General features: G+C 57.0%; 24 protein-coding genes, 1 tRNA gene and 1 other RNA gene. 12 read left to right on the top strand and 14 right to left on the bottom strand.

The annotated features are described in order from the left end of the window. Nucleotides 1-118: 118 nt before the first annotated feature. A tRNA-Pro gene (locus ACWVX6_RS08315) sits at nucleotides 119-194 on the bottom strand. A gap of 241 nt (nucleotides 195-435) precedes the next feature. Further along, on the bottom strand, nucleotides 436-1,638 hold the full coding sequence (locus ACWVX6_RS08310) for a dicarboxylate/amino acid:cation symporter (protein ID WP_455152880.1): 1,203 nt from the start codon (nucleotides 1,636-1,638) through the stop codon (nucleotides 436-438). 284 nt (nucleotides 1,639-1,922) lie between these two features. Between ACWVX6_RS08310 and ACWVX6_RS08305 the strand changes: the two genes are divergently transcribed. The 3 genes from ACWVX6_RS08305 to ACWVX6_RS08295 are packed head-to-tail and all read left to right on the top strand — an operon-like array spanning nucleotide 1,923 to nucleotide 4,238. After that, a complete protein-coding gene (locus tag ACWVX6_RS08305; protein ID WP_455152879.1) occupies nucleotides 1,923-3,134 on the top strand; it encodes a M20 metallopeptidase family protein in 1,212 nt (403 codons plus the stop codon). Continuing rightward, nucleotides 3,131-3,817, top strand: a complete 687-nt coding sequence (locus ACWVX6_RS08300; RefSeq protein ID WP_455152878.1) for an alpha/beta hydrolase — start codon at nucleotides 3,131-3,133, stop codon at nucleotides 3,815-3,817. The genes ACWVX6_RS08305 and ACWVX6_RS08300 overlap by 4 nt, the downstream gene beginning before the upstream one ends. A 10-nt stretch (nucleotides 3,818-3,827) precedes the next feature. Then, a complete protein-coding gene (locus tag ACWVX6_RS08295; protein ID WP_455152877.1) occupies nucleotides 3,828-4,238 on the top strand; it encodes a peptide deformylase in 411 nt (136 codons plus the stop codon). 294 nt (nucleotides 4,239-4,532) lie between these two features. On the opposite strand, the gene ACWVX6_RS08290 is transcribed toward ACWVX6_RS08295, so the two are convergent. From ACWVX6_RS08290 to ACWVX6_RS08280, 3 genes are all read right to left on the bottom strand, one after another. Then, a complete protein-coding gene (locus ACWVX6_RS08290) occupies nucleotides 4,533-4,871 on the bottom strand; it encodes a histidine triad nucleotide-binding protein (RefSeq protein WP_117490384.1) in 339 nt (112 codons plus the stop codon). 68 nt (nucleotides 4,872-4,939) lie between these two features. Beyond that, nucleotides 4,940-7,567, bottom strand: coding sequence for an alanine--tRNA ligase (alaS, locus tag ACWVX6_RS08285; protein ID WP_455152876.1), 2,628 nt, complete (start codon nucleotides 7,565-7,567; stop codon nucleotides 4,940-4,942). A gap of 1,072 nt (nucleotides 7,568-8,639) precedes the next feature. Next, nucleotides 8,640-10,007 (bottom strand): MATE family efflux transporter, encoded by a 1,368-nt coding sequence (locus ACWVX6_RS08280; protein WP_118285242.1) that lies wholly within the window; start codon nucleotides 10,005-10,007, stop codon nucleotides 8,640-8,642. Nucleotides 10,008-10,185: 178 nt separating this feature from the next. Here ACWVX6_RS08280 and ACWVX6_RS08275 point away from each other — a divergent pair, with 178 nt between their 5' ends. The 8 genes from ACWVX6_RS08275 to ssrA all read left to right on the top strand — a co-directional run bounded on the left by ACWVX6_RS08275 (nucleotide 10,186) and on the right by ssrA (nucleotide 17,724). After that, nucleotides 10,186-11,049: an AraC family transcriptional regulator gene (locus ACWVX6_RS08275; protein ID WP_227600563.1), complete on the top strand. Its 864-nt coding sequence runs from the start codon at nucleotides 10,186-10,188 to the stop codon at nucleotides 11,047-11,049. Nucleotides 11,050-11,118: 69 nt separating this feature from the next. Beyond that, on the top strand, nucleotides 11,119-13,341 hold the full coding sequence (locus ACWVX6_RS08270; RefSeq protein ID WP_455152875.1) for a ComEC/Rec2 family competence protein: 2,223 nt from the start codon (nucleotides 11,119-11,121) through the stop codon (nucleotides 13,339-13,341). A 3-nt stretch (nucleotides 13,342-13,344) separates the two neighbouring features. Next, a complete protein-coding gene (holA, locus tag ACWVX6_RS08265) occupies nucleotides 13,345-14,397 on the top strand; it encodes a DNA polymerase III subunit delta (RefSeq protein WP_455152874.1) in 1,053 nt (350 codons plus the stop codon). After that, on the top strand, nucleotides 14,394-15,005 hold the full coding sequence (locus tag ACWVX6_RS08260) for a toprim domain-containing protein (RefSeq protein WP_118729598.1): 612 nt from the start codon (nucleotides 14,394-14,396) through the stop codon (nucleotides 15,003-15,005). The genes holA and ACWVX6_RS08260 overlap by 4 nt, the downstream gene beginning before the upstream one ends. Nucleotides 15,006-15,115: 110 nt before the next feature. Beyond that, a complete protein-coding gene (locus ACWVX6_RS08255; RefSeq protein ID WP_118753351.1) occupies nucleotides 15,116-15,697 on the top strand; it encodes a xanthine phosphoribosyltransferase in 582 nt (193 codons plus the stop codon). A 445-nt stretch (nucleotides 15,698-16,142) separates the two neighbouring features. Then, nucleotides 16,143-16,748, top strand: coding sequence for an Ltp family lipoprotein (locus ACWVX6_RS08250; protein WP_188886336.1), 606 nt, complete (start codon nucleotides 16,143-16,145; stop codon nucleotides 16,746-16,748). Between the two features lie 84 nt (nucleotides 16,749-16,832). Beyond that, nucleotides 16,833-17,303 carry an SsrA-binding protein SmpB gene (gene smpB, locus ACWVX6_RS08245; RefSeq protein ID WP_117490323.1) on the top strand — a complete coding sequence of 157 codons (471 nt, stop codon included), beginning with the start codon at nucleotides 16,833-16,835 and terminating at the stop codon, nucleotides 17,301-17,303. Nucleotides 17,304-17,370: 67 nt separating this feature from the next. After that, nucleotides 17,371-17,724: a transfer-messenger RNA gene (ssrA, locus tag ACWVX6_RS08240) on the top strand. A gap of 248 nt (nucleotides 17,725-17,972) precedes the next feature. On the opposite strand, the gene ACWVX6_RS08235 is transcribed toward ssrA, so the two are convergent. The 9 genes from ACWVX6_RS08235 to ACWVX6_RS08195 all read right to left on the bottom strand — a co-directional run bounded on the left by ACWVX6_RS08235 (nucleotide 17,973) and on the right by ACWVX6_RS08195 (nucleotide 24,645). After that, entirely contained in the window at nucleotides 17,973-18,311 is a 339-nt protein-coding gene (locus tag ACWVX6_RS08235; RefSeq protein ID WP_455152873.1) for a threonine/serine exporter family protein, read from the bottom strand. A gap of 113 nt (nucleotides 18,312-18,424) precedes the next feature. Next, a complete protein-coding gene (gene atpC / locus ACWVX6_RS08230) occupies nucleotides 18,425-18,823 on the bottom strand; it encodes an ATP synthase F1 subunit epsilon (protein ID WP_119190017.1) in 399 nt (132 codons plus the stop codon). Next, nucleotides 18,823-20,220, bottom strand: a complete 1,398-nt coding sequence (gene atpD, locus ACWVX6_RS08225; RefSeq protein WP_118646168.1) for a F0F1 ATP synthase subunit beta — start codon at nucleotides 20,218-20,220, stop codon at nucleotides 18,823-18,825. The genes atpC and atpD overlap by 1 nt, the downstream gene beginning before the upstream one ends. Nucleotides 20,221-20,237: 17 nt before the next feature. Next, nucleotides 20,238-21,191, bottom strand: a complete 954-nt coding sequence (atpG, locus tag ACWVX6_RS08220) for an ATP synthase F1 subunit gamma (RefSeq protein WP_455152872.1) — start codon at nucleotides 21,189-21,191, stop codon at nucleotides 20,238-20,240. After that, a complete protein-coding gene (gene atpA, locus ACWVX6_RS08215) occupies nucleotides 21,179-22,687 on the bottom strand; it encodes a F0F1 ATP synthase subunit alpha (RefSeq protein ID WP_117489330.1) in 1,509 nt (502 codons plus the stop codon). The genes atpG and atpA overlap by 13 nt, the downstream gene beginning before the upstream one ends. Before the next feature lie 14 nt (nucleotides 22,688-22,701). Beyond that, nucleotides 22,702-23,208 carry an ATP synthase F1 subunit delta gene (gene atpH / locus ACWVX6_RS08210; protein WP_455152871.1) on the bottom strand — a complete coding sequence of 169 codons (507 nt, stop codon included), beginning with the start codon at nucleotides 23,206-23,208 and terminating at the stop codon, nucleotides 22,702-22,704. Further along, nucleotides 23,205-23,696, bottom strand: a complete 492-nt coding sequence (gene atpF / locus ACWVX6_RS08205) for a F0F1 ATP synthase subunit B (protein ID WP_455152870.1) — start codon at nucleotides 23,694-23,696, stop codon at nucleotides 23,205-23,207. The genes atpH and atpF overlap by 4 nt, the downstream gene beginning before the upstream one ends. 15 nt (nucleotides 23,697-23,711) lie before the next feature. Further along, entirely contained in the window at nucleotides 23,712-23,927 is a 216-nt protein-coding gene (gene atpE / locus ACWVX6_RS08200) for an ATP synthase F0 subunit C (protein ID WP_110436420.1), read from the bottom strand. A 31-nt stretch (nucleotides 23,928-23,958) separates the two neighbouring features. Then, a complete protein-coding gene (locus tag ACWVX6_RS08195) occupies nucleotides 23,959-24,645 on the bottom strand; it encodes a F0F1 ATP synthase subunit A (protein WP_455152869.1) in 687 nt (228 codons plus the stop codon). Between the two features lie 197 nt (nucleotides 24,646-24,842). Between ACWVX6_RS08195 and ACWVX6_RS08190 the strand changes: the two genes are divergently transcribed. Further along, nucleotides 24,843-26,465, top strand: coding sequence for an ATP-binding protein (locus ACWVX6_RS08190; protein ID WP_455152868.1), 1,623 nt, complete (start codon nucleotides 24,843-24,845; stop codon nucleotides 26,463-26,465). The last annotated feature ends 9 nt before the right edge of the window (nucleotides 26,466-26,474 follow it).

The raw sequence follows: 26,474 nt of genomic DNA, 5'->3' as shown, positions 1-26,474 counted from the left end.
ATCGGTGAATACAAGAAAAGGCGTAGTTGTGAACTACGCCCCCTGTGATGTCGCTATTTAGCAAATAAAAAAATGACGAATGTTCTTTGACAGCTAAATGCTGTAAGAACATTCGTCATGGTCCGAGTGACAGGACTTGAACCTGCGGCCTCTTGACCCCCAGTCAAGCACGCTACCAGCTGCGCTACACCCGGATTTACAACGGTCTATCAAACCTTGCCTAAATAGGATACCAAATCCGGAGGGAAAAGTCAAGTGTTTTGTGAAAATTCTTGCAGTAAATTTGCTTTGCAGCGCTTGCTTTCGATGCAGTCGAAATAACCATCGCATACGCTGCACCGTATGCGATACATCGCACTTTTCCCATCATAGCACCTGCTTTCTCTCGATACAAAAAAGAAGCCCGCAAAAGCAGGCTCCTTTTCTCATATTTGATTACTGAACTTCTGCTGCCTCAACCTCACGCTTTTCCTCCGCGATATGATGCTTATTCGCGTAGCCGGTCAGAATAAGCGTCAGCGCGCCGTCACCGGTGACGTTGCAGGCGGTGCCGAAGCTGTCCTGCAGGGCAAAGATGGTCAGCATAAGCGCGGTGCCGGTGCCGTCAAACAGCAGGATGCCGGTGATCAGACCGAGCGAAGCCATAACCGTACCGCCCGGCACGCCGGGTGCGCCGATGGCAAAAATGCCGAGCAGCACGCAGAACAGGATCATGGTTCCGACAGACGGAATCTTGCCGTACAGAATCTGCGAGACTGTCATGACGAAGAAAACCTCGGTCAGCACCGAGCCGCACAGATGGATGTTGGCGAACAGCGGGATACCGAAATCGACCATGTCCTTACGCAGTACCGATGATTTCTTTGCGCAGCGCAGAGCAACTGCCAATGTCGCCGCGGAGGACATTGTGCCGACTGCGGTGATGTACGCCGGACCGTAGTGCTTCACTACTTCGATCGGGTTCTTGCCCGAGTACGCACCCGCAACCGCATAGAGCAGCGCCATCCAGATATAATGACCGATCATAACGATGATGATGACCTTGATGAACACCGGAAACTGCTTGGTGATCGTGCCCTCATACGCCAGACCGCAGAAGGTGGACGCGATAAAGAACGGCAGAATCGGGATGATGATCTTGGTGACGATGGCGAGGACAATGTTCTGCACCTCGTCAAGCAGGGACTCCATCATCTTGGATTTGGTCCAGGTGATGGCCAGACCGACCATCAGCGACAGCGCCAGTGCGCTCATCACGTTCATGATCGCCGGGATCTCCAGCTGGAACAGTACCTCGGGCAGCTCACGCAGGCCGTCAACCTGCGATACGATCGACAGGTGCGGAATGAGTGCGTAACCGGCTGCCGTGCTCATCAGCGCCGCGCCGACCGACGACACATACGCGATAATGAGCGCAATGCCCAGCATACGGGATGCGTTGTGGCCCAGCTTGGTGATGGACGGCGCAATAAAGCCGATAACGATCAGCGGCACACAGAACGTGATGATCTGACCGAGCACCTGCTTGATCGTCACGACCACGTTCATCACGGCCTCGTTCGCCACCAGACCGAGCACGATGCCCACCGCAACGCCAAGCAGCAGCTTGAACGGCAGGCTGTTTACGATTTTTTTCATACCTACATACTCCCTTTGTTTGCGTTGCATCTGGATGACATCGGCGGATTTCCCCTCAGCCGGTCACGCTGCCGCCAAGTTGCCATGTGGACACAATGATATACCTATATGATACAATTTACAGCGCGTTTCGTCAAGGCAAATACGGGAAATGGCTGCGCCAAATAAAAACAGAGCGGTTTTTTCCTGCAATTTATGGTATACTTAAGGCAATACCACAATCGCTTCTGTTCAATTATGCGGTATTGCCGTAATACAGAAACACCGACAAGGGAGGCAAAACCATGTCACAAACCTTAACCGTAACGGCGGAGCAGGTGCTTGCGTCGGCAGAGCGCATCCGCGAGGATATTGTCCGCGACCGGCGGACGCTGCACGCTGCACCCGAGGTCGGCACCGACCTGCCGAACACCGTAGCCTGCGTCAAAAAACGCCTGCTTGAGATGGGTTATCAGCCGCGCGAGCTGGCAGGCGGCGTCGTCGCGGAGATAACCGGCACCGAGACCGGCCGCTGTCTGCTCCTGCGCGCCGACATGGACGCGCTGCGCGTGACCGAGCAGACCGGACTGGATTTCGCATCCGCGAACGGCTGCATGCACGCCTGCGGCCACGACATGCACGCGGCGATGCTGCTCGGTGCGGCAAAGCTGCTGCGCGAGTACCAAGGTGAGCTGAACGGCACGGTCAAGCTGGTGTTCCAGCCGGACGAGGAAGGCTTTACCGGCGCAAAGGCCATGCTCTCGGCGGGCGTACTGGAGAATCCGGCACCGCAGGCAGGCTTTGCGCTGCACGTCAATTCGGGTACGCCGTCCGGACTGGTTCTGTGCGGACGCGGCACGTTTATGGCGGGCTGCACGCTGTTCCGCATCACGGTAAACGGCATCGGCTGCCACGGCGCAATGCCGGAAAAGGGCGTGGACCCGCTCAATATCGCAAGCCACATTTACCTGTCGCTGCAGGAGATCATCAGCCGCGAGATCGGCGCAAAAACGCCTGCTGTCGTGACCATCGGCCGCATGACCGGCGGTGAGGCGCCCAATATCATCCCGCAGACCGCGGTGCTCGAGGGCACCATCCGCAGCTTTGACCGCGACCTGTCTGCGCAGATCTTCACCCGCATCGGGGAAATCGCGCAGTGTACCGCACAGGCGTTCCGCGGCACAGCCGTCACGGAAGAGATCGCGTCCGCGCCGCCGCTCAGGAATGACGCTGCGCTGACCAATCGTATGGCAGATCTTGCCGGGGCACTGTTCGGCGAAAAGCTGGTCTATCGGCTGGACGAGGGCGGCATGGGCTCGGAGGATTTTGCGTCCTACACCTACGATTTACCGTGCGCGTACCTGCTCATCGGCGCGGGCACAAAGCAGGAAAATCCGGTGTTCGGCGCACCGATGCACAACGAAAGGGTCGTGTTCAACGAGGATATCCTGCCGCGCGGCGCAGCACTGCACACATGGTGCGCGCTGAACTGGCTGGCAGGAGAGGATAACGTATGAAAACCGAACAATTCTTCATCGAAAACACACCGGCGGTGCTGTATGGCGAGCCGTCGGACACGCTGTGGCTGTTCGTTCACGGGCAATTCGGCCGCAAGGAAGAAGCCTTGCCGTTTGCCGAAATCGTGTCTCCGGGCGCACAGGTTTTGTCCATCGATCTGCCGAATCACGGCACACGCCAAAACCGGAATGAGGAATTTGCACCATGGACAGCCGCACCCGAACTCACCCGCGTGATGGCTTACGCAAGCGCACACTGGCGCACGATAAACGTGCGCGCGACCAGCATCGGCGCGTATTTTGCGCGGCTGGCGTTTGCCGCACCGGAAAAAACGCTGTTCGTGTCGCCCATCGTGGATATGGAGCGCTTAATCTGCGACAGGATATGCGCGGCAGGCATTACCGAGCAAATCCTGTGCGAGCGCGGCATGTATCCCGCAAGGGAAGGGGATATGCTCTCGTGGGATTATCTTTGCTGGGTGCGTGCGCATCCGGCAAAGGACTGGCACTGCCCGCAGTACATTCTCTACGGCGAAAATGACAGCATGACCGACTTGACGACTATCCGCACTTACACGGCAAAATCCGGTGCGGAGCTGACCATCGTGCCGCACGGCGAGCACTGGTTCCACACACCGGAGCAGCTGGCCGTCATGGCCGACTGGGAACGCAAACATAAATAAGGAGCACAATATGATTCAGGAAATCTGCAAAGACGAGAAATTTTTAGCGCAGAAGGCCGAGCAGGCCACGCCGGACGATATCCAGACCGCAACCGACCTGCTGGAAACGCTCGAAGCGCACAAGGACGGCTGTGTCGGCATGGCGGCGAACATGATCGGCGTGAACAAGCGCATCATCGCGTTTGATAACGAGGGAGCATACATGGTGATGTTCAACCCGCAAATCGTCAAGCAGTCCGGCGGCTATGAGGCTGAGGAGGGCTGTCTGTCGCTGACCGGCACGCGCAAAACGCGCCGCTGGCAATCCATCAAGGTGCAGTACCAGAACGAAAAGTTCCAGACGAGACTGAAAACCTTCACCGGCTGGACCGCACAGATTATTCAGCATGAGATCGACCATTGCGAGGGCATTATCATCTAAGGAAAAGGGAATAGGCAAAAGAGGAACTCACCCAAGCCACCCATTACATACAGAAAGGCACACCCGATGGGTGTGCCTTTCTGCCGTCCGCAACGCGCAGGCAGCGGCGTACCGCAGTACGCCGATTCAATTCCCTGAAAAAGTCCGGCTCTGCCGGACTTTTTCTCTACTGCCCGTGCTCCGTTGCACGGTCTCGTCTGCCGTGCAGACGAGAGGGGGATATCCCCGGAAGTTTCTCCGGAACTTCCGGGGTATCTAAGGGGGACGGAGTCCCCCTTAGAGTCCGCAAGGGCATCAGCCCGGCGGCCAGGTCATATCCCGTCCGGAAAGGACGTGGAAATGCAGATGGAACACGCTTTGACCCGCCTGCTCTCCGATGTTGGAGACCACGCGGAAGCTGTCCATGCCGCGCTCCTTCGCAATCTTCGCAATGACCTCAAAGCAGTGGGCCACAACCGCGCTGTTGGACGCATCAACGGCGGCAACAGACTGGATGTGCTGCTTCGGGATCACGAGAAAATGCGTGGGAGCCTGCGGGTCAATGTCGTTGAAGGCGTAGCAGAGGTCATCCTCGTACACCTTGCTTGACGGGATATCGCCCGCGATGATTTTACAGAACAGACAATCTTCCATGGAATGATCGCTCCTTTCTGAAAGGGGAGTGCCGCGAGAGCGTTCCCGCGGCTTCCCTCTAAAGTTTATTACAGCATTGCTTCAACGATGTTGTTGACAGCTTCGAGTGCTTCCTCCAGCTTTGCCGGATTCTTGCCGCCTGCGGTTGCGCTGTCCGGACGGCCGCCGCCGCCGCCGCCAACGATCTTGGCAACTTCCTTGATGATCTTGCCGGCGTGTGCGCCCTTCTTGACAGCTTCGGCGCCGCAGACACAAAGCAGGCTTACCTTGTCGCCGTTGACTGCGGAGAGAACAGCAACCATGTTCTCCTTCTTGCTCTTGATGTCATCGCCCATGGTGCGGAGCATGTCGGCAGATGCGTCATCCAGCTTGGTGGCAACCACGTCTACGCCCTTGATGTTGCGGGATACGTTGAACAGGTCAACCATCTGCATTGCAGCGACCTTTGCGCCCATCTTCTCGAGCTTCTTGTTGAGGGCACGCATATCGTTTACCTGCTGCTCAATCTTGGCAGACAGCTCGTTCGGGTTGGTCTTGAGTACGGCAGCAGCCTCGTTCAGAACCGCCTGACGGTCGTTCATCAGCTTGAGGACAGCCTTGCCGGTAACGGCCTCGATACGACGCACGCCTGCTGCAACAGAAGCCTCGCCGATGATCTTGAGCGAACCGGCCTTCGCGGTGTTGTCCAGATGCGTACCGCCGCACAGCTCGATGGAGTCACCGGCCTGTACCACGCGGACGGTCTGACCGTACTTCTCGCCGAACAGCGCCATAGCGCCCTTCTTCTTGGCATCGTCGATGCTCATTTCCTCGGTGATAACCGGGCTGCCTGCCAGAATCGCATCGTTTACCATGTCCTCGACCTTAGCCAGCTCCTCGGCGGTCAGCGCTGCAAAGTGGGTGAAGTCGAAGCGGATATGATCGTTTGCGGTGTAGGAGCCTGCCTGCTCAACGTGGTCGCCCAGTACGGCGCGGAGCGCCTTCTGCAGCAGGTGGGTGGAGGTGTGTGCACGGCAGATAGCCTGGCGGTAAGCCGCATCAACGGAAGCGGTTACCTCGTCCTCAACGGACAGCTCACCCTCGGTGACAACGCCGATGTGCATGTACTTGCCGTCCTTGGTCTTCTGCACGTCGGAAACGGTCATAGTGCCGTTCTTGCCGGTGATAACGCCGTGGTCACCGATCTGGCCGCCCATTTCAGCGTAGAACGGCGTGCGGTCGAGTACAACGGTGATCTTCTCGCCCTTGGCAGCGGCGCCGGAAACCTCGCCCTCGTTTACGATAGCCAGGATCTTTGCAGACTCCTCAAGGGTGGTGTAGCCGTCAAATGCGGTCTTAATGGACTTGTCCAGACCCAGATCCTCGCTCTGCCAGCCGAGGTCACCCATCTTCTTGCGGTCCTCACGGGCACGCTCGCGCTGCTCGTTCATCAGGCGGTCGAACTCCTCACGACTGGTGGTCATGCCCTGCTCCTCGAGTACCTCAAGGGTCAGGTCAATCGGGAAGCCGTAGGTGTCATACAGCTGGAATGCATCCGCAGCGGGCAGCTCCTTGCCGTCGGAAGCGGCGATCTTGTCATTCAGGATAGCCAGACCGCTGTCGATGGTCTTGTTGAAGCTGGCTTCCTCGTTCTCGATAACCTTGTGGATATATTTCTGCTTCTCAACCAGCTCCGGATATGCGCCGCCGGACTCGTTGATAACGGTGGAAGCAACATCGGACATAAACGGCTTGTCAATGCCGAGCAGCTTGCCGTGACGAACAGCGCGGCGCAGCAGGCGGCGCAGAACGTAGCCGCGGCCCTCGTTGGACGGGATAACGCCGTCGCAGATCATCATAACGGTGGAGCGGATGTGGTCGGTGATAACGCGCAGGGAAACATCGGTCTTGTCGCTGTCGCCGTAGTGCTTGCCGGCGATCTCGGAAACCTTGTTGGTGATGTTGCGCACGGTGTCAACGTCGAACAGGGAGCCAACGCCCTGTACCACGCACGCCAGACGCTCCAGACCCATGCCGGTGTCGATGTTCTTCTGCTTCAGCTCAGAGTAGTTGCCGTGGCCGTCGTTGTCGAACTGGGAGAATACGTTGTTCCATACCTCCATGTAGCGGTCACAGTCGCAGCCGACGGTGCAGCCGGGCTTGCCGCAGCCGTACTCGGGGCCGCGGTCGTAGTAGATCTCAGAGCACGGGCCGCACGGACCGGAGCCATGCTCCCAGAAGTTGTCCTCCTTGCTGAAGCGGAAGATACGCTCCGGTGCAATGCCGAGCTCCTTGTTCCAGATCTCGAATGCCTCGTCATCATCCACATAGATGGACGGATACAGGCGATCCGGGTCAATGCCGACCCACTCCGGACTGGTCAGGAATTCCCAGCTCCAGTGAATAGCCTCGCGCTTGAAGTAGTCACCGAAGGAGAAGTTGCCCAGCATCTCGAAGAAGGTGCCGTGACGGGCGGTCTTGCCAACGTTCTCGATATCGCCGGTGCGGATGCACTTCTGGCAGGTGGTAACGCGGTGGCGCGGCGGCTCCTGCTCGCCGGTGAAGAACGGCTTCATCGGCGCCATGCCGGAGTTGATGAGCAGAAGCGACGGGTCGTTCTGCGGGATGAGCGAAAAGCTCGGCAGGCGGAGATGACCCTTGGTTTCAAAGAAACTGAGGTACATCTCGCGCAGCTCGTTGAGTCCTCTGTACTGCATATAAATTGATTCCTCCAAAAAAGAATTTACGGAAATAAAACAGAAAATGAAAAAAGCCTCCGCCCGGACTTCAAGGGCGAAAGCATGCTTCCACGGTACCACCTTGATTTGAATATGGGCATGCCATATCCATCTCGGTAATCCGGTATCGGGGATCAGACGGTCTGTTTCAGTTGCAGACTGCTTGGAAGTGGCTGTTTTCCGCACCGGACAAGGACTTGCAGCGAATGTCCTCTCTCTGAAGAACGGCGGATGGAAAACTCGTTTCCTCATCGCATTTTCTGTGTTGCGTATCTATTATGCCACTTTTGCGGGCAGTTGTCAACTGAAATCGCGGAAAGTTGCGCTCTGCGGGGTAACGCTGTACCCACGGCAGGGGCAAAAAGGAAGGGACACCTGCGGTTTCCCTTCCTCTTTGAACTCCTACCTTTCCCTTATTAGATAGTCTGGCGCAGATTACCGACATGTGACCGCTTCGAAAAGGAGTACGGCAGAGGATTCTTTCGACCGTATCTTTCGCAACCTGTTCGCAGTGTCAGATACCGTTCTGCTACACATGTGATTTCATCTGCGCAGGCGCGACATAACCGTGTCGCGCAACTCGTTTGCACGTTGTTACGCCCGGCCCCTGCGAATGTAGGCGTTCGGCAGCATTTATTCTCGCAGGCCCTATCTATCATAACGCGCTCACGAATTGCGCGGCACGGGTATGCCGCGCTCTGCTGGAAGTAAACCGTCTGTGTAGCAGTACGCTATCTGTGAACTGCGAATAGGTTGCGAAAGACACGCTGCGGTAACCCGACTGCCGTTCCCTTATTTCGCAGCGGTCGCCGCTCTCCGATTTTCGCCATGCTAATAGGGAAAGGGGAGTTTCACAAGAGGGTGGAAACCGCAGGTGTCTACCCTCTTGTGCGCCCGCGCGGCGTCAGCGCAGTTCCGTTCGCTTCGCAAGCGAAAATCCCCCGCCCGGACAGGGCGAACCGCCTGTGCGGTTCGTATCCCCCGGAAGCCCGGTGCAGAAAAAAGGAGCCCGCCTTGCAGCGAGCCCCAAAGAGAGAGGATAAATTCGATTTTAACCTTCTGCGGTATCCGGCCGAGTCACCTTCTTGACCCACTTCCAGCTGTGCAGGCGGATAGCCACAGGAATGATCTTATACAGCTGATCCCACTTGAGCAGGAAGAACACGACAACCGGCGGGAACTTCCACCAGAAAGCCGCCATTGCCGAGAACGGCACGACGATAAGCCACATGCTGATGATATTCATCTTGGCGCTGAACTTGGTGTCGCCGCCGCCGCGGATGATGCCGTTATCGCACGCCATCTGGTACGAAGTGCCGACCGTTGTGATGGCGAGCACCAGCATGAACTGCAGGGAATACTTGTACGCCGTTTCGGTGAGCGTACCGCCGAGCAGCGCAAGAATCGGTACGCGCAGAAGGAAGATCAAAAGACCCGAACACAGTCCGATGGAGACGAACAGGACCTGCAGCGTATGTACGAGCGGACGCAGCCGCTGCTGGTTGCCCTCGCCGATGGTGCGGCCGACCACAATGCCGGATGCGGACGCGGCGCCATAGCAGACAACCGACAGAACCTGATATACCTGCACCGCGATCGCGTTGGCAGCCGTGGCATCGCCGCCGAGATGACCGAGGATACCGGTCTGTACCATCTGCGCGATGCCCCAGAGTGCCTGATTGATGAGCACCGGCAGGGAAACGTGCATGTAATCCTGCACATAGCTGGTGTCGATGTGAACCAGCTTGCGCAGGCTCAGGTTCAGCTTGTGCTCCTTAAACTTCAGGTAGTAGATAACGATGAGCAGCTCCACACAGCGGGAAACCAGCGTTGCGATAGCCGCACCGCGCACGCCCAGCTCCGGACAGCCGAAGTGGCCGTAGATCAGGCAGTAGTTCAGGCACACGTTGATGATGAGCGTCGAACCCGAGATCATGTAACCGATCTTTACTACACCGATCGAGCGGAGGGATGCGACCAGAATATTGGTTATTGTAAAGATAATATAGGTAAAGCAGATGATCTGGAAATACTTTTCACCTTCCGCGATGACCGTTGGCGAGTTGGATAGCAGCGACAGCAGTTGGTGCGGGAAGAACAGCACAATGCCGAACATCAGCACCGCCAGTGAACCGCCGAAGCGCAAAGCCACACCGATGATGTGCGGGATCGGCTCCAGCTTGTTTTTGCCCCAGTACTGCGAGCCCATAACGACCGCGCCCTCGCCTGCACCGACGACCAGCATCTGCAGCAGAAACTGCACCTGATTGCACAGGCTTACGCCGCCCATGGCATCCTGACTGTATCGTCCGAGCATCATGGTGTCCATCAGGTTTACGCCGTAGGTGAGCAGGTTCTGCAGCGCCAGCGACAGTGCCAGCACCATAAAGGATTTATAAAACGTCTTTTCCTTTATCATTACAACAACCCCTTGTCTTCAAAGCTGATCGGACGGAACGAACCGCAATATCTATCGTTCCGGTTCAGCTTTTTATTTTCTTTAAACAGCATACCGAATTTTCTTTGATTTGGCAATAACAAAATACTGCAATCTATTCATATTTTGTGCTATCATAGAAAGCAGAGGAGGGAGTGCCGTGAAGGTTTTCAGTGAGCCGGGTGTGCTGTCGCGCTCGGAACGATTTTTCTCAACGCCGTCTGCGACCGCTCGGCGGCTGTTTTACTATGTCACCCGCGTGGGACATTATTACTACGATGCGCGGTATAATTTTCTCGACAGCTGCGACATTGCCCATCTGGAAAGCCATAAGAATCTCTTTCTGACCTACGTTCGCTCGGGTACGATGTACTTCGAGACCGACCAGCTCTACTGCGCCGAGCGCGGACAGATCGGACTGGTGGACTGCCGCAGACCGCATCATTTTTATACCAAGGGCGACGCGGAAGCGCTCTGGATTCACTTTGACGGCGCAAATGCGGCGGCATTTTTCGAGCAGATACTCGCGTTCCGCGGCGGCAGGCAGGTGCTTACGCCGCCGGCGGATTTACGCATCGAGCAGGAGCTGGCACAGATCATTTCCGGCTTGCGCACCGGCGACATGACCGAGCTGGACCGCTCGCAGCGTATCTACCGAATCCTGTGCGCGCTGCTGTTTCCGGCGCAGGCGGGACCCGACCGGAAAAACGATGCCATTGCACAGGCGGTCAAGTATATCGGAGAACACCTGTTTGAATCGTTGTCCGTGGAGAAGGTGGCGGACGCGGTCAGCCTGAGTCCGTCGCATTTCTCGCGGCTGTTCCGCAGCACGACCGGATTTTCCCCGCACGAGTACATTATGCTGCACCGGATCGACGAGGCCAAGGCCCTGCTGCAGTCCACGTCGCTTTCGGTCAAGGAAATTGCGTTCCGCGTTGGCTACCGCAGTGAGGTCAACTTTATTACAGCCTTCACCGAGAAAACCGGCGCAACACCGACCCAGTTCCGCAGAAGTACGCTGTAAGGCGGTCTGCGGTTGCGGCGCGTTCCGGTCTTTGCTATAATAGTAGAAAAGGCAAGGGAGTGACCCCGTATGCGAGAACGCCCTCTGGTTTATCTGGTGCCGCCGATGGCTGCCGCGCTGTACGCAGCAGTCTGTCTGGAGCTGCCGGTGCAGCTGCATATCATTGCACCGATCGCGCTTCTTCTGGTGCTTGCGGCTGTGTTTCTGCGCCGCCGCAAGTGTCTGCTGAATGTGTTTGCTGTGCTGGCGGCTGCCGCTCTTGCGCTGACCGGCTTTGCCGTGTTCCGGGATTTGCGGGTCGTGCCCATTCGTGCTTTAGCCGGCGAAACGCAGGAGATCACCGCAGCCGCCCTGCGGGATGCCGAGGTGTACGACACCGACCAGCGCGTGCTGCTCTCGGCGGAGACTGCAGACGGCAGGCGGTTTCGCCTGCGGTGCTACTTGCCGGAAACCGAACCGCCATTGCTGGCAGGAGACAGGGTACGCGTCATGGCCACACTTTATGTGCCGGACACGCTCGGCGGCTTTGACCGTGCGGCGTATCAGGCGTCCGAGGGCTGCTATATCGCGGGCGCGTATGCGACCGACGAGGAGCACAACGCGGTGCAGTTCGAGGTCTTGGACTCTAAACGGGACAGCCTGCGCTTTGCGCCGCAGAGGATCGCACGGTTCTGCCGAAATGCGGTGCAGCGTGCCCTTCCGGAACGCGAAGCCGGACTGCTGACCGGACTGCTGGTCGGCGGCAGCAAAAATCTGAGCGACACCGACCAGACCGCGTTCCGCATTGCGGGTCTCAGCCATCTGGTGGCCGTTTCCGGACTGCACATCGGCTTTCTCGTCGGGTTCTGCACGCTGCTGTTCGGCAAACGGTGGGGAACGGTTGTGTCCATCCCACTGGTGCTGCTGTTTGTGCCGGTCGCGGGAGCCACGCCGTCCGTGCTGCGCGCGGCACTGATGTACCTGACGGCCGCAGGCGGATTTCTTCTGCGGCGCCGGTCGGGCGGATTGAACGCGTTGCTGATGGCACTGGCTGTTCTGCTGCTTGTCAATCCGTACGCGATCGCAAGCGTGGGCCTGCAGCTTTCATTCGCGTCCACGCTCGGTCTTATCCTGTTCGCAGGGAAGCTGCAGCATGCACTCGAAAAGCCGTTTGCCGGTGCGCCGAAACTCGTGCGCAAGGCGCTTGCGGTCATCACGAGCGCACTCAGCTGCACGGTTTGCGCTACGATATTTACAGTACCGATTCTGCTGACCTCGTTCGGCGCGGTGTCTGTGCTGTCGCCCATCAGCAACCTGATGACGGTCGGCGTGACCTCGCTCTGCTTTGTGGGCGGGTTCGTGCTGTGTGTTGCAGCAGCCGTCTGTCCGGCGCTTGTGCCGATGCTTGCCGGACTGGTGCGTCCGCTCATAAACTATCTGCTCTGGTCAGCGAATACCATCGCGGACCTCGGCTTCGGCACGCTGCACCCGAACAACACCTTCGGTCTGGCGGCGCTCGGCATCGTGTTCGCGGCGCTGCTCGTGTGGCTGACTGCCGGAAAGCACGTCAAATGGAAAGCCGTGCTGCCGTGTCTGGCAGTGGTGCTGACCGGCCTGTGTATTGCCGAGGTGCAGCACCAGAACGGCTGGTATACGGTGACGTATCTGCCGTGCGGCAGCGGTCAGGCCATTCTGCTGAGCGACACCGAACACGCGATGCTCATAGACTGCGGCAGCTACCGGAACGCTGCGCGTCAGGTGCGCGAGTGGCTGCGCTGGAATGGTCTGAAGCGGCTGGATACGGTCGTGCTGACCGCGGTCGATCAGGGACATGCGCGCAACCTGCCGGAGCTGATGGAAACGGTCGAGGTTGGGAAACTGCTCATGCCCGCAGGCTGTCAGGAGCGCAGGACCAACGCCGATCTGCTTTCCTTCGTACACGAGCGTGAGGCGCAGGAGGTAAGCGAGTCGGTGACGCTCACGAACCCGATCGCGCCGGTGGAGCTTTTCCCGATCACCGAGGGAAAACTGGCCGTAAGCATAGCGGACGAGGTGCTCATCCTGCACAGTCCGACCGAGAAGCAGCTTTCAGCCTATTTGGAACAAAACACGCTGCCTGCCGCAGCGGAGCTGGTGCTCAGCGCGAACCATCTGAGCAGCAGCGAAAGCATGGCACAGTACGCCGAAGCGGCAGGCGCACAGCATATCATCATTGCGGCGAGTTCGGAGAAGGGACTGCGGTCGCACAGGGGACTGGATGTGCAGAGCACCTATAAGGAAGGTGAGATCGCACGGCAGTTCAAAAAGGAGTAACACATGGCGGCAAGAGAAACCAAACCAAACGGAAAATCACAGCTGATCCGCGACCTGAAAAACGGCGAATTTTCCACGCTGTATATCATTTCGGGCGAGGAAAGCTACATGAAGGAATACTATCTGCGGCAGCTGCGGCAGAAGGTGGTGGACGAGACCTTTGCGGATTTCAATCTTATTGAGTTTGAAGGCAAGGGCCTGACACCGGAAATGCTGACCGAAGCCATTGACAGCTATCCCGCGATGGCGGATAAAAAGCTGATCATCGTCAAGGACTTTGACCTGTTCAAGCCGCCTGCCGGCTTCGCAGACGTGCTGCCGGGCGTACTCGGTGACCTGCCGGAGTACGTCTGCCTCGTGTTCTACTACGACGTGCTGGACGGCAAGCCGGACAAGCGCACCAAGCTGTACAAGACACTCGAGAAGCGCGCCTGCTTTGCCGAGTTCGCACACGCGGAGGAGCAGGAGCTGGTGGCGTGGATCGAGCGGCGTGCCAAGGCGCTCGGCTGCATGATCGAACCGGGAGATGCGTCGTACATGATCTTCCTGTGCGGCAATTCCATGACCAACCTCGCCGGTGAGATGGAAAAGGCAGCCGCGCACACCACGACCGGCGTTATCAAGCGCTATAACATCGATGCGGTATGCTCGCCGGTGCTGGATGCCGTCGTGTTCGACCTGACCGACGCGGTAACCGCAGGCAGGTTCGATCGGGCGGTCGCACTCGTCGGGGAGCTGCTCGCGCAGAAGAACAACGAGGTCATGATCTTCACTGCCATCACACGTCACATCCAGCGTCTGTATGGTGCCAAGCTGTGCGTGGAGAACCGCGGCGGCGAAAAACAGCTGATGGAGATGATTGGCTCGAAATCGCCGTACTACGCAAGGCAGATTCAGAATGCAGCACGGCGTGTGCCGCTCAGCTGGCTGCGAAAGGCGGCCTCGCTGTGCGCGGAGACCGATGCCGCGCTCAAGGGCGGCGCGGCAGACCGGCAGAAGCAGATCGAGCTGATGCTGCTCACCATGGCGGCAGAGCTGAAAGGGGAAAAGAAATGACGCGCATCAGGGAAGCGATTCTGGTAGAGGGCCGGTATGATGTGAACACCGTCCGGCAGGTGGTGGACACCGTGGTGCTCGAAAGCGGCGGATTCCGCATTTTTAACAATAAAGACCAGCTCAAGCTGCTGCGCCGTATCGCGGAAACGCGCGGTCTCATCGTGCTGACCGACAGTGACGGTGCGGGCTTTGTCATCCGCAACTACCTCAAGGGCGCACTGCCGAAGGGCTGCGTCAAGCAGGCGTATGTGCCCGATATCGCGGGCAAGGAACGCCGCAAGCGGCATGGCTCCAAGGAGGGCAAGCTGGGCGTGGAGGGCATGCGTCCGCAGGTGATTCTGGACGCGCTCCGCCGAGCGGGTGCAACCTTTGCACAGCAGGACGAAATCGAAACACCTGTGCATCCGGTCATCACCAAGGCGGATTTTTACGAGTGGGGACTGTCCGGCAGATCGGACAGCACGGCGCGCCGCGCTGCCGTTCTGCACGCGCTGGATTTGCCTGCGCACATGACGGCAAATGCGCTGCTGGAGTTTATCAACGCCGTTGGCACGCATGAGCAGGTTGCGGAAATCATTCAGCAGTATGCGGAGAAAATTGAGGAATAATTTCCGCACGAATGATTGAAAAACCTGTCGAAGTATAGTACAATGGTAAAATACCAAGTGCAGCTATTGCAGAGCTGATGAAAATAAAGCAAAAAACAGGGAGTGGCAGCATGAACTTTTTAGAGGAACGAATTGTCAAGGATGGCGTTGTTAAGGAAGGCAATATTCTGAAGGTAGACAGCTTTCTGAACCATCAGATGGATATTAACCTGTTTGATCAGATGGGTGAGGAGTTCAAGCGCCGTTTCGCGGACAAGCCGATCAACAAGATCGTTACCATTGAGGCATCCGGCATCGGCATTGCCTGCATCGTGGCTCGTCATTTCGGCGTTCCGGTCGTGTTTGCGAAGAAGACCCAGAGTGTCAACATCGACGGCGAGGTTTATGTTGCCGAGGTTGAATCTTTTACACATAAGTGTAAGAATCAGGTTATCGTTTCTAAAAAGTTCCTCGGTCCGGACGACCATGTGCTTGTTATCGACGATTTCCTGGCAAACGGCTGTGCGCTGCAGGGCCTGATCTCCATCGTGGCACAGGCCGGCGGTACGGTCGAGGGCATCGGCATTGCCGTGGAGAAGGGTTTCCAGCAGGGCGGCCGTATTATCCGCAATCTGGGCTATCAGCTCGAGTCGCTCGCTATCGTGGACGGCATGGACGCTGAGACCGGCGAAGTGCATTTCCGGGAGCAGTAAAATATATGGAATTAAAAAGAGGGAGACGTGTAGTCTCCCTCTTTTTTGTGGATTGGTTAATTTTTCTGTCAAGTCTTGCAGAGTAATCATGAAGATGGTATACTAAACACAAGGAAAACAGAAAATGCGGCAGTCATAGGGTGCGCCAACACCCTATGACCTATGCAGGTGCTATACCCACCATACACAACGGCAACATTACCGTACCACAATTATGTATTATAGCGGAAGTGCGTGCAAATTACAAGATTTGCATTGCAGTTTCATAATACATTGGCTGATGTTGCTGCGCATTCACATATACTTCTTGTGTGAAGATCCGTGTGTGGACGGCCGTTGCGGCCGCGCTTGCACGGATTTTTTGTTTTCCCAAACCGTGGGCAGGGCGGTTTTACCGCCCTTTGTCCCCCGGTGGGGAAAATTTCACATCAAGAGAGGTAAAATCATGGCAAAGGACAAAATGAAGAACTGCGCAACTTGTGGACAACTGATTGCCGCAAATTGCAAAGCATGTCCGCATTGCGGAGCAAAGAATAAGAAACCGTTTTATAAAAAATGGTGGCTATGGGTGATTGTTGCAATCGTGATTGTGGCGATTGCAGGCGGTTCCGGAGATACAACCGCTGATGCCAATACCAAACAGCCGGAAACCACAGTTCAAAATGAAGAACAGGGTACGGAACAAAAGACAGCAAAGGATACAGAAGAACCGAAAACCGAGGAGCCGAAAACAGAAGAACCCCAAGTGCCGCAGGAATATAAAAACGCTCTGGCAAAAGCTGAGTCGTACAGTTCGATGATGCATATGTCGAAACAAGGGATTTACGATCAATTGACTTCGGAATACGGAGAAAAATTCCCAGCTGATGCGGCACAGTATGCAATTGACCATCTTGATGCTGATTACAAGGAAAATGCATTAGAAAAAGCGAAATCTTATTATGAAGATATGAATATGTCTAAAGATGCCGTTCGAAATCAGCTGATTTCGGAATATGGAGAAAAATTCACAGCAGAAGAAGCAGATTATGCAATTGCAAATCTGAAATAATCGAAAACTGTAACACAGAAGTAACTTTACAAACCTCCTTTACCATGGTATTATATTATATACCACGGTAAGGGAGGTTTCGCCATGGCTGTTGACAAAAAGGGCACAAAGCAGATTGCGGCCAACAAAAAGGCATGGCATGACTACTTTGTCGAGGAAAAGTATGAAGCGGGCATCGAGCTTGCGGGTACCGAGGTAAAGTCTATCCGTTTGGGACAGATCAATCTCAAGGATTCCTACTGTTCGTTCAAGGACGGTGAGATTTTTGTGCGTGGTATGCATATTTCGCCGTACGAAAAGGGCAATATCTTCAATAAGGACCCGTTGCGCGTGCGTAAGCTGCTTATGCACAAACGTGAGATCGTCAACCTGTTCAGCAAGACCAAGCAGGACGGCTATTCGGTCATTCCGCTGGCGGTTTATTTCAAAAGCTCACGCGTGAAGGTTGAAATCGGTTTGTGCAAGGGCAAAAAGCTGCACGATAAGCGTGACAGTATCGCCGCACGCGACGCAAAACGCGAGATGGACCGCGCGATGAAAGAGCGTAATCGTTAATTAAAAAATGGAAAAGCTGAGAGCAGAATATTCTCCATTCTCAATTTTCCATTCTCCATTTCAAAATGGGGCCGTAACGGGTTCGACGGGGGTGTTGAAGCCGGGATAGCGGGCCGCAGTGGGGATCTGCGATAAAAGCTCCAACTGTTTATAAATTAAACAACAACAATTATACTCTTCAGGCTGCCTAATTAGGCTTAGCCCGTCGGCTCAGAGAGGACCACGGCTCAGAGACCCGGCGTCGATTAGTGGTGAACGTGTACGAGGTAAGAGTTGCCCTCGTCATGTAAAATGACTCTACCAAAACGGTAAGCCTGTTTGCCGGCGTGCCGCGGCGGGAATTTTAATCGACAAACTGCGCCCGGAGAAGTCCTTGTGGATGCACTTTCGGACAGGGGTTCAACTCCCCTCGGCTCCACCATAAGTCCACCGTAATTTTGATAGAATTACGGTGGACTTTTTCTATGCTCGAAAACCGCATGAAATCAAGGCTTTTTCCGTTTCAGCTACATAAAAAACAACCGCTGCGGAGCATTTTCACAGCGGTTTTTCTGCATTTTGCGGGCGTTACGGTGTTCTGCAGCTGTGAAAACACAGAAAACAGGAAAATCCCGCTGGTTTTAGGTCAGCGGGATTTTTCTGCGATATCAGGTGCAGTGGCGGAACATCTTATCCATCATAATGCGGGCGAAGATGAGTCCGAGCGGCAGCGCAGGAATGATGCCGCTCGAGACCCGACCGCATATCCGACTTGACCATGGCGATGCCGCAGGTCATTTCGGCAATCTTGAGAGAGCCTGCGTACACCGGACAGGCCGCCGCGACCGAAACGGTTGTGCAGAGCACAAGAGTCCGGTAGTGCTTGGACCGCTTACAGTGCACGGCGTTGCCGATACCTGCACCGAAGAACGCGAGTATCATCTCGACCCAGGCGCCGCCGAGTAGAAATGTAAAGGCACAGCAGGCGAGTGCGGCAGCCAGACCGAGCATCAGCAACGAATTGCTCAAGTCGGTTGAGTTTTTAGGTGCTGACACCTGTACTGGTCAGCGTAAGCATCTGCGAAAACGCCTGCTCCGATGTTCCATCTGATCACACTGGGGCAGGCGATTAAAAGGGGGAGTCAGCGGGTAGCCTTCAGGCGTGCCATAGCACGGGCCAGAGCTGCTTTGGAGAGATGATATTCACGAATACTCTGCTTCTGGCGCAGCCGTTCTTCCGCACGCTCTTTGGCGCGTTCGGCACGCGCGCGGTCGATCTCGTCAGGCCGTTCGGCGCTGGATACCAGAAGAATGCAGTAGTCCGGCATAATTTCCGCGAAGCCGTCACTGACAACGACCTTGTGCGGTGTGCCGTCCGCCTGAAACCGCACCGTACCCGGACGGAGTGCGGTAACGACCGGCTCATGTCCCGGCTGCACGCCGTATTCACCGTCGAGTGCAGGCATAGTCAAATTGGTTGCCGGTCCGGTGTAAAACTGCCGGTCCGGCGTGATGATCTCCAGATAGAAGGTGTTCTCCATCAGAGTGCCCCCATATCCTTGGCCTTTTTATGGACCTCGTCTACCGTGCCGACCATGGAGAAGGCAGCCTCCGGATACTGGTCGAGTTCACCGCCGAGCAGCGCTTCAAAGCCGCTGATGGTGTCCTCAAGCGTTACATAGCGCCCTTCCAGACCGGTAAACTGCTCGGCAACCGAGAACGGCTGCGAGAAATACTGCTGCATGCGGCGGGCACGATCGACAATGCGGCGGTCATCCGCGCCAAGCTCCTCCATACCGAGGATGGCGATGATGTCCTGCAGTTCGCGGTAACGCTGCAGCAGCTCCTGTGCGCCGCGTGCAACCTTGTAATGCCGCTCACCGACAATATCCGGCTCGAGGATACGCGAGGTGGAATCCAGCGGGTCAACGGCAGGGTAGATGCCCTGCTCGACAATCTTACGGGAGAGGACGGTCTTGGCGTCCAGGTGGGTAAACGTGGTCGCCGGAGCCGGGTCGGTCAGGTCATCCGCCGGAACATAGACCGCCTGCACGGACGTGATTGCGCCGTCCTTGGTGGAAGCGATACGCTCCTGCAGTGCACCGACCTCATCAGCCAGCGTCGGCTGGTAGCCAACCGCCGATGGCATACGGCCCATCAGCGCGGAAATCTCCGAGCCTGCCTGCACATAACGGAAAATATTGTCGATAAAAAGCAGCACGTTCTGCTTTTTCACATCGCGGAAGTATTCCGCCATGGTCAGACCGGTCAGCGCAACGCGCATACGCGCTCCGGGCGGTTCGTTCATCTGTCCGAACACGAGCGCGGTCTTGCTCAGTACGCCGGATTCCGCCATCTCGCGCCACAGGTCGTTGCCTTCTCGCGTGCGTTCGCCGACACCGGTGAAGATGGAGTAGCCGCCGTGCTCGGTGGCGATGTTGTGAATCAGCTCCTGAATGAGCACGGTCTTGCCGACACCGGCGCCGCCGAACAGACCGATCTTGCCGCCCTTGGCATACGGCGCGAGCAGGTCGATGACCTTGATGCCGGTCTCGAGAATCTCGGTCGTCGGGTTCTGCTGTGCAAAATCCGGCGGCGCACGGTGGATGGACCACTTTTCCGGTGCGTTTACATCGCCCTTTTCGTCGATCGGCTGACCGAGCACGTTGAACATGCGTCCAAGGGTCGCTTCACCGACCGGCGCCTCAATGGTGTGGCCGGTGGACAGCACCTCGTCGCCGCGGCCGATGCCCTCACTCGGGGAGAGCATGATGCAGCGCACGGTGTCGCCGCCGACGTGCTGTGCGACCTCCATCATGCGCGGCTGTCCGTCCGGTGCAACGGTAAGCGCTTCATTTATCTCAGGCAGGCTGCCGCCGTCAAAAGCAACGTCCACAACCGGACCTGTTACCTGTACCACGGTACCTTTGCGTTTCATAGTAATTTCCTCACTTTCTATGCGCGTCTGCCGTCTGCGAGAAAGCGGACGGTCCGCGTTGGAATCGGACGGCGGGGCTGCGGTGTTTCCGCGGCGCTGCCCTGTGTGCCGCCGACGATCTCGGTGATCTCCTGCGTGATGGCGGACTGCCGTGCGCGGTTGTAGTGCAGTGACAGCGATTTGAGCATATCGCGTGCGTTGTCGGTCGCGGAGTCCATTGCCGTCATGCGGGCATTCTGCTCGGCACAGAAGGACTCGACCAGCGCACCGAACAGCTCACCCTTGACATAGCCGGGTACCAGATGCTCGAGTACACGGTCTGCCGAGGGCACATACTGCACCATTTGATGATAGGGGCCGTGTTCACTCGGGCGCGGCTCCCATGGGAATGCATCAAGGTCGAGCGGCAGCAGCTTCTGCACGCGCGGCTCAAGCCGCATAGGCGTTACCATTTCGGTGTAAACAACGTACACGTCGTCCAGCTGACCTTCGCGGAACAGACGGATGAAAATATCCGCAATGTCCCGCGCACGGGCAATCGTCGGGTCCTGCACGGTGAACATGAACTCGCCGTCTACGCGAATGTCGCGTTCGGCGAAGTACGCGCGGCCCATCTGACCGATGAGGAACAGCGTTGGATCGTCCTCCTGCGCAAGATGCTTTTCGGCCAGACGCAGCACGTTGTGATTGTACGCACCGGCCAGTCCCTTGTCGCCCGTGATAACGATGTAGCCGGACTTGCGGCGCTTGACCTCGGGCCGCTTGTCGAAATAAATATGCTCGATTTCAGGGGAATGGTGCAGAATATCGGCAATCGTGGAGCTGATCTTGAGAAAATACGGCTGTACATTGTTCAGCTGCTGCCTTGCCTTGCGCAGCTTGGAGGACGAGATCAGGTACATCGCGTTTGTGATTTTGAGCGTTTGCTGTACACTGTCAATGCGGGTGCGGATCTCCTTTATGCCTGCCATGCTGCACTCACCTGATCTTTATAGGTTTTCAGGGCTTCACGGATCTGCTCGGCAGCCGTGCCGGTCAGGGTGCCGGTGGACTGAATCTCTGTCAGCAGGGAATCGGGCAGACTGTCGGCAAATTTCTGCACAAAATCGCGTACCCGGTCGAGCGGAACATCGCTCAGCAGACCGTTGGTCGCAGCATACAGGATAACCGCCTGCCGCCATACCGGCATCGGGTGACACAGCGGCTGCTTGAGGATTTCCATCAGGCGTTTGCCGTGCTCGAGGGCCTGCTGAGTGTCCTTGTCCAGATCCGAGCTGAACTGGGTGAATACCTCCAGCTCGCGGAAGCGGGCAAGATCGATACGCAGCGTACCGGCGGTTTTCTTGATGGCCTTGGTCTGTGCCGCACCGCCGACACGCGATACCGACAGGCCAACGTTGATCGCCGGACGCTGACCGGCAAAGAACAGGTCGTTTTCCAGATAAATTTGACCGTCCGTGATGGAAATGACGTTGGTCGGAATGTAGGCGGAAACATCGCCTGCCAGCGTTTCGATAATGGGAAGAGCGGTCATCGAGCCGCCGCCGTACTCCGGCGTCAGGCGGCAGGCACGCTCGAGCAGACGGGAATGCAGGTAGAATACGTCGCCCGGATACGCCTCACGGCCGGGCGAGCGGCGCAGCAGCAGCGACAGCGTGCGGTAAGCGACTGCGTGCTTGGACAGATCGTCGTAGACGATGAGCACATCGCGGCCCTGACTCATGAAATACTCGCCGATAGCGGCGCCGGCATACGGCGCGATATACTGCTGCGGCGCACCGTCTGCTGCGGTGGCGGAAACAATGATGCTGTAATCGAGTGCGCCGTATTTCTCGAGCGTGCCGCGCAGGCGCGCCACTGTGGATGCCTTCTGGCCGATGGCAACGTAAATGCAGATCATATCCTGCCCCTTCTGGTTCAGGATGGTGTCGATGGCGATGGAGGTCTTGCCGGTCTGGCGGTCGCCGATGATCAGCTCGCGCTGACCGCGTCCGATCGGCACCATTGCGTCAATGGCAAGAATGCCGGTCTGCATTGGTTGGTTTACCGGCTCACGCGATACCACACCCGAAGCCTCTCGCTCGATCGGACGGCGCTCGGTCGTTTCAATCGGTCCAAGGCCGTCAATCGGTTCACCGAGGGCGTTGACCGTGCGGCCAATCATCGCATCGCCGACCGGAACGTCAGCCGCGCGTCCGGTGCGGCTGACCGCCGAGCCTTCGTGCAGGCCGTCCTCGCTGCCGAGCAGTACCACGCCGACGCTGTCGCGTTTGAGGTCAAGCACGATGCCGTGCACACCGGTGTCAAACTGCACCAGTTCGCCGTATACAGCGCGGTTTAGACCGTAAACGGTGGCGATACCGTCGCCGACCTCGATGACCGTGCCGGTTTCGTCGCAGCGCGTGCGGTTGTCATATTGTTCAATCTCCTCGCGGAGAATAGATAAAATCTCATCTGAATGATTCAATGGTTTTCACCCCTTTACAGGTCATGCGCCAGTGCGCGAAGCTGTCCGCGCACGCTTTTATCGTAGGTTACGCCGTCAATTTCGGCAGTAAAGCCGCCGAGCAGCGTGTCGTCCTGCACGATTTCAAACGTAACCGCACAATAACTGTGTCGTGCGCACAGCAGTTTGGCAAGCGAACGCAGCGATTCATCATCCGGTTCGCGGGCACAGCGGAATACGCACAGGCCCTCACCGCGGTCGCGCAGCTCAAGCAGGCGGAACTGCCGGACGATCTCCGGCAGGAGCGCAAAGCGGTTTTTGTCCGCCAGCAGCAGATAGAAGTGCTTCAGCTCGCCCATCGCGTCAAAATCGGGCAGGCGGGACAGCACAGCCTTTTTCTCCCGCGCGGAAACGGCAGGAGAGCACAGTGCATCCCATAACGGCGCACAATCGGTCAGATAATCGGCGGCGTGCTGCAGATCGCTCAGCGTGCAGCCGGTATGGCGCAGTGCACCGGCATACTGTACGGCGGTCGAGCTCATCGTGCGGCCTCCGTTTCTTCACGCAGAAAATCGTCGATCATAGCGCGGTCGGTGTCGCTGTTCAGCTTCTGCTGGGATACCTTGGCGGTGGTCAGCAGAACGAGAGCGGCAATCTCCTTTTTCGCCTCACGGAGCATCTGCGTCCGCTCGGACTCCCGACGGCGGGCAGCCTGCTCGTCCAGCCGCTGCACAGCGGTCTGCGCTTCTGCAACCAGCCGGTCGTACTCCTGCTGACCGCGCGTGCGGGCCTCCTCGATGATTTGCGCGGCCTCCTGCTTTGCGGAAGCAAGCTGTGCGGCGTGCGCGTTCTGCTGCTGCTCAGCCTCGGCGAGACGCTTGTCCGCCTGATCGAGCGTGTCCGACACCTGCTGCGCACGGTCATCGAGCATTTTTGTGATGGGTCCGAACAGGAATTTCTTCATCAGCACGAACAGGATGAGCAGATCAACAAACACCCAGATAATCTGCGAATTTAGATTGAGGATCATTCGATCTCACCCCGATCAATTCATGAAGATAAGCAAGATACCGATCAGAAAACCGTAGATGGCGGTTGCCTCGGCCAGTGCACAGCCGAGGATCAGGTTTTTGCTGATCTGGCCGGAGGCCTCCGGCTGACGTGCAATGGCTTCCGAGGATTTCGCGGTTGCATAGCCGATACCGAGACCGGCGCCGATGCCGGTCATAACTGCGATAGCTGCACCAATAGCAATACTCATTTTTGTGGTCCTTTCTCAGATAAAACAGTGGTTACTCAAGCGATTCCGACAGAAAAAGTGTTGTCAGGAATACAAATACGATTGCCTGTATCATACCGTCGAATACATCGAAATACAGGCTCAGCGGGATGGGCACAACGACCGGAACGGCCATTTTGACCAGCTCCATGATGACGAATCCGGCGAAAATGTTGCCGAACAGTCGCATGCAGAGCGACAAAGGCCGAATGCCGATCTCCATAATGTTGAGCGGCGTGACGACCGAAACCGGTTCGCTGAACTTTTTCAGTCCGCCGCGCAGACCGTGGAAACGGAACTGCGCGCCGTAGATCAGCAGTGCGCTCATGATCGCCAGACCGGCGGTGACGTTCAGGTCTTTGGTCGGCGGCGTTACGCCGAACAGACCGGCCATGTTCGCCAGCGCAAGATACAGACCTACCGTGCCGAGGTACGGGGCGAAGGTGCGCCAGTATCGGTCGCCCAGTGTGTCGCGGCAGAAGCTGTTGATGAAGCCCACCAGCATTTCTGCGGCGATCTGCCGCCGCCCGGGGCGCTTGCGCAGTCCGTGCGTCAGCCAGATGGCAAGCAGGGTCAGCACAACTATGATTGCCCAGCTTACCACAGCGGATTCCGGAACCGGTATTCCGCCGAACAGCGGAATCTCGAACGCAATATGGGTTTGCAGTTCGGCATTCAATTCCGCTTTGATTTCACCCAAAGGGCATCACCTCGAGTTTCGTTTTTGTTTTGCGGTGCCTATTGTAAAAAACTGTCGAGGTTTGCGCAAGCTTACGAAACTAAAAAAAATAAACCCGCGCAAATTGACGGGTTTGCAGAAAAATTGCCGATGGGATTTGATGAATGTTGACCAGTGTGCTATGATATAAAGTATCTTCTTAAAAGGAGTGGATGAATTTGACAAATGCGCGTTCCTCCGGCTCGCTGCACCGGCAGGTGCGTCGGATGCTGGTGCAGTGCATCACGATTGTGCTGCTGCTTGCAATGTCGGTCTGTCTGGGGATTGAGCTGTATCAGGAGGTCCGGACGCGTGACCAGCTGCTGTCCAATGCGGCGCAGATGGCGGCAGACGCGCCGCTGCTGACCGATGACATTCAGGCGGACGGCGTACAGCAATATCTGGCGCGTACGGTGCAGCACGTATCCGAGGTGGATATGCTCGGTGTGTATGATATGGAGGGCAAGCCGACCGCATTTTACGACCTTGCCTCCGGTGCGGGAGACGTATCCGTGCTGCCGGCCTTGCGGGCAGATACCGTCAGCCGACTGTGCAGCGAGGAAAAAACGGTGTTCACGAGCGACGAGATGCCGAACGGTGCCGACCGCTGTGCGTATGCCGTCGTGCGCGATGAAAACGGACAGGCAGTCGGCATCGTCATGGCAGGGCTGTATCTGCGCTCCTACCATCGGACGGTGCTGCGCGTGCTGCTGTCCTATCTGCTCATCACGCTGTTTGCGCTCGGCATCGGCAGCCTGCTCAGCGTGCGGTTTTCTGAGCGGGTCAAGCGGGAGCTTCTCGGCTATGAGCCGGACGCGTTCCGTCAGCTGTTCCTACAGCGCATGGATATTCTGGATGCATTGGATGAGGGTCTGATGGCGATTGACGAACACAGCATGATTACTTATATGAACCGTGCTGCAGCGGATATTCTCAAGATCAAGGTGAAAGATGCACTCGGTCAGCCGTTACAGACGGTCTATCCGCGCTCGACGATGGCGCGCGTGCTGCAGACCGGAAAAAGCGAGTACAACATTAGTCTGGAGTCCATCAAGCACGTTTCGGTCATTTCCGACCGTATGCCGCTCTGGCGGGACGGCAAGGTGGAGGGTGTTATCGCTATTTTCCGCAACCGGACCGAGGTCACGCGGCTGGCGCAGGATTTGACCGGCGTGCAGCACATAGTCGGTGCGCTGCGGGCGTATACGCATGAGTTTACCAACAAGCTGCATGTGATCCTCGGTCTGCTGCAGCTGGGCGAGGACAAGCAGGCGGAGGAGTATGTGCTGCATTTGACGCAGACGCGTGCGCACTCGATCAGCTATATTTCCGAGCGTATTCGGGAGCCGTCGGTTGCGGCGCTGCTGATCGGCAAGGCATATCGTGCGGCGGAGCTGGGTATCCGGTTTGTGCTCGACCCGGCGAGTGAGCTGCATGGAGACGGACAGTATCTTCCGGCGAGCAGTCTGATCACCATTCTTGGAAACCTGACTGAGAATGCGTTTGACGCACTGCGGGATGCACCGGAAAACGCACAGAAGGAAGTGACGGTCAGCATTCGCGAGGGAGAGCACGGCATGCTCATCAGCGTGGACGACAGCGGTGCAGGCATTGCCGCCGATAAGCTGGACCGCATTTTCGAGCGCGGCTTTTCCACCAAGGGCGAGGGCAGAGGCACCGGTCTGTCACTCGTCAAGGAAACCGTGAACGCGTTCCACGGAACGATTCGCGTCGAATCCGAGCCGGGAATCGGCAGCTCGTTCATCATTACGGTTGCGGAATCCGCAAACGGACAGCAGTAAGGAGGAAAT

This window comes from Butyricicoccus sp., assembly GCF_977037065.1.
Note: the sequence above shows the minus strand (reverse complement) of the source record. Positions and strands in the feature narration are given on the sequence as shown.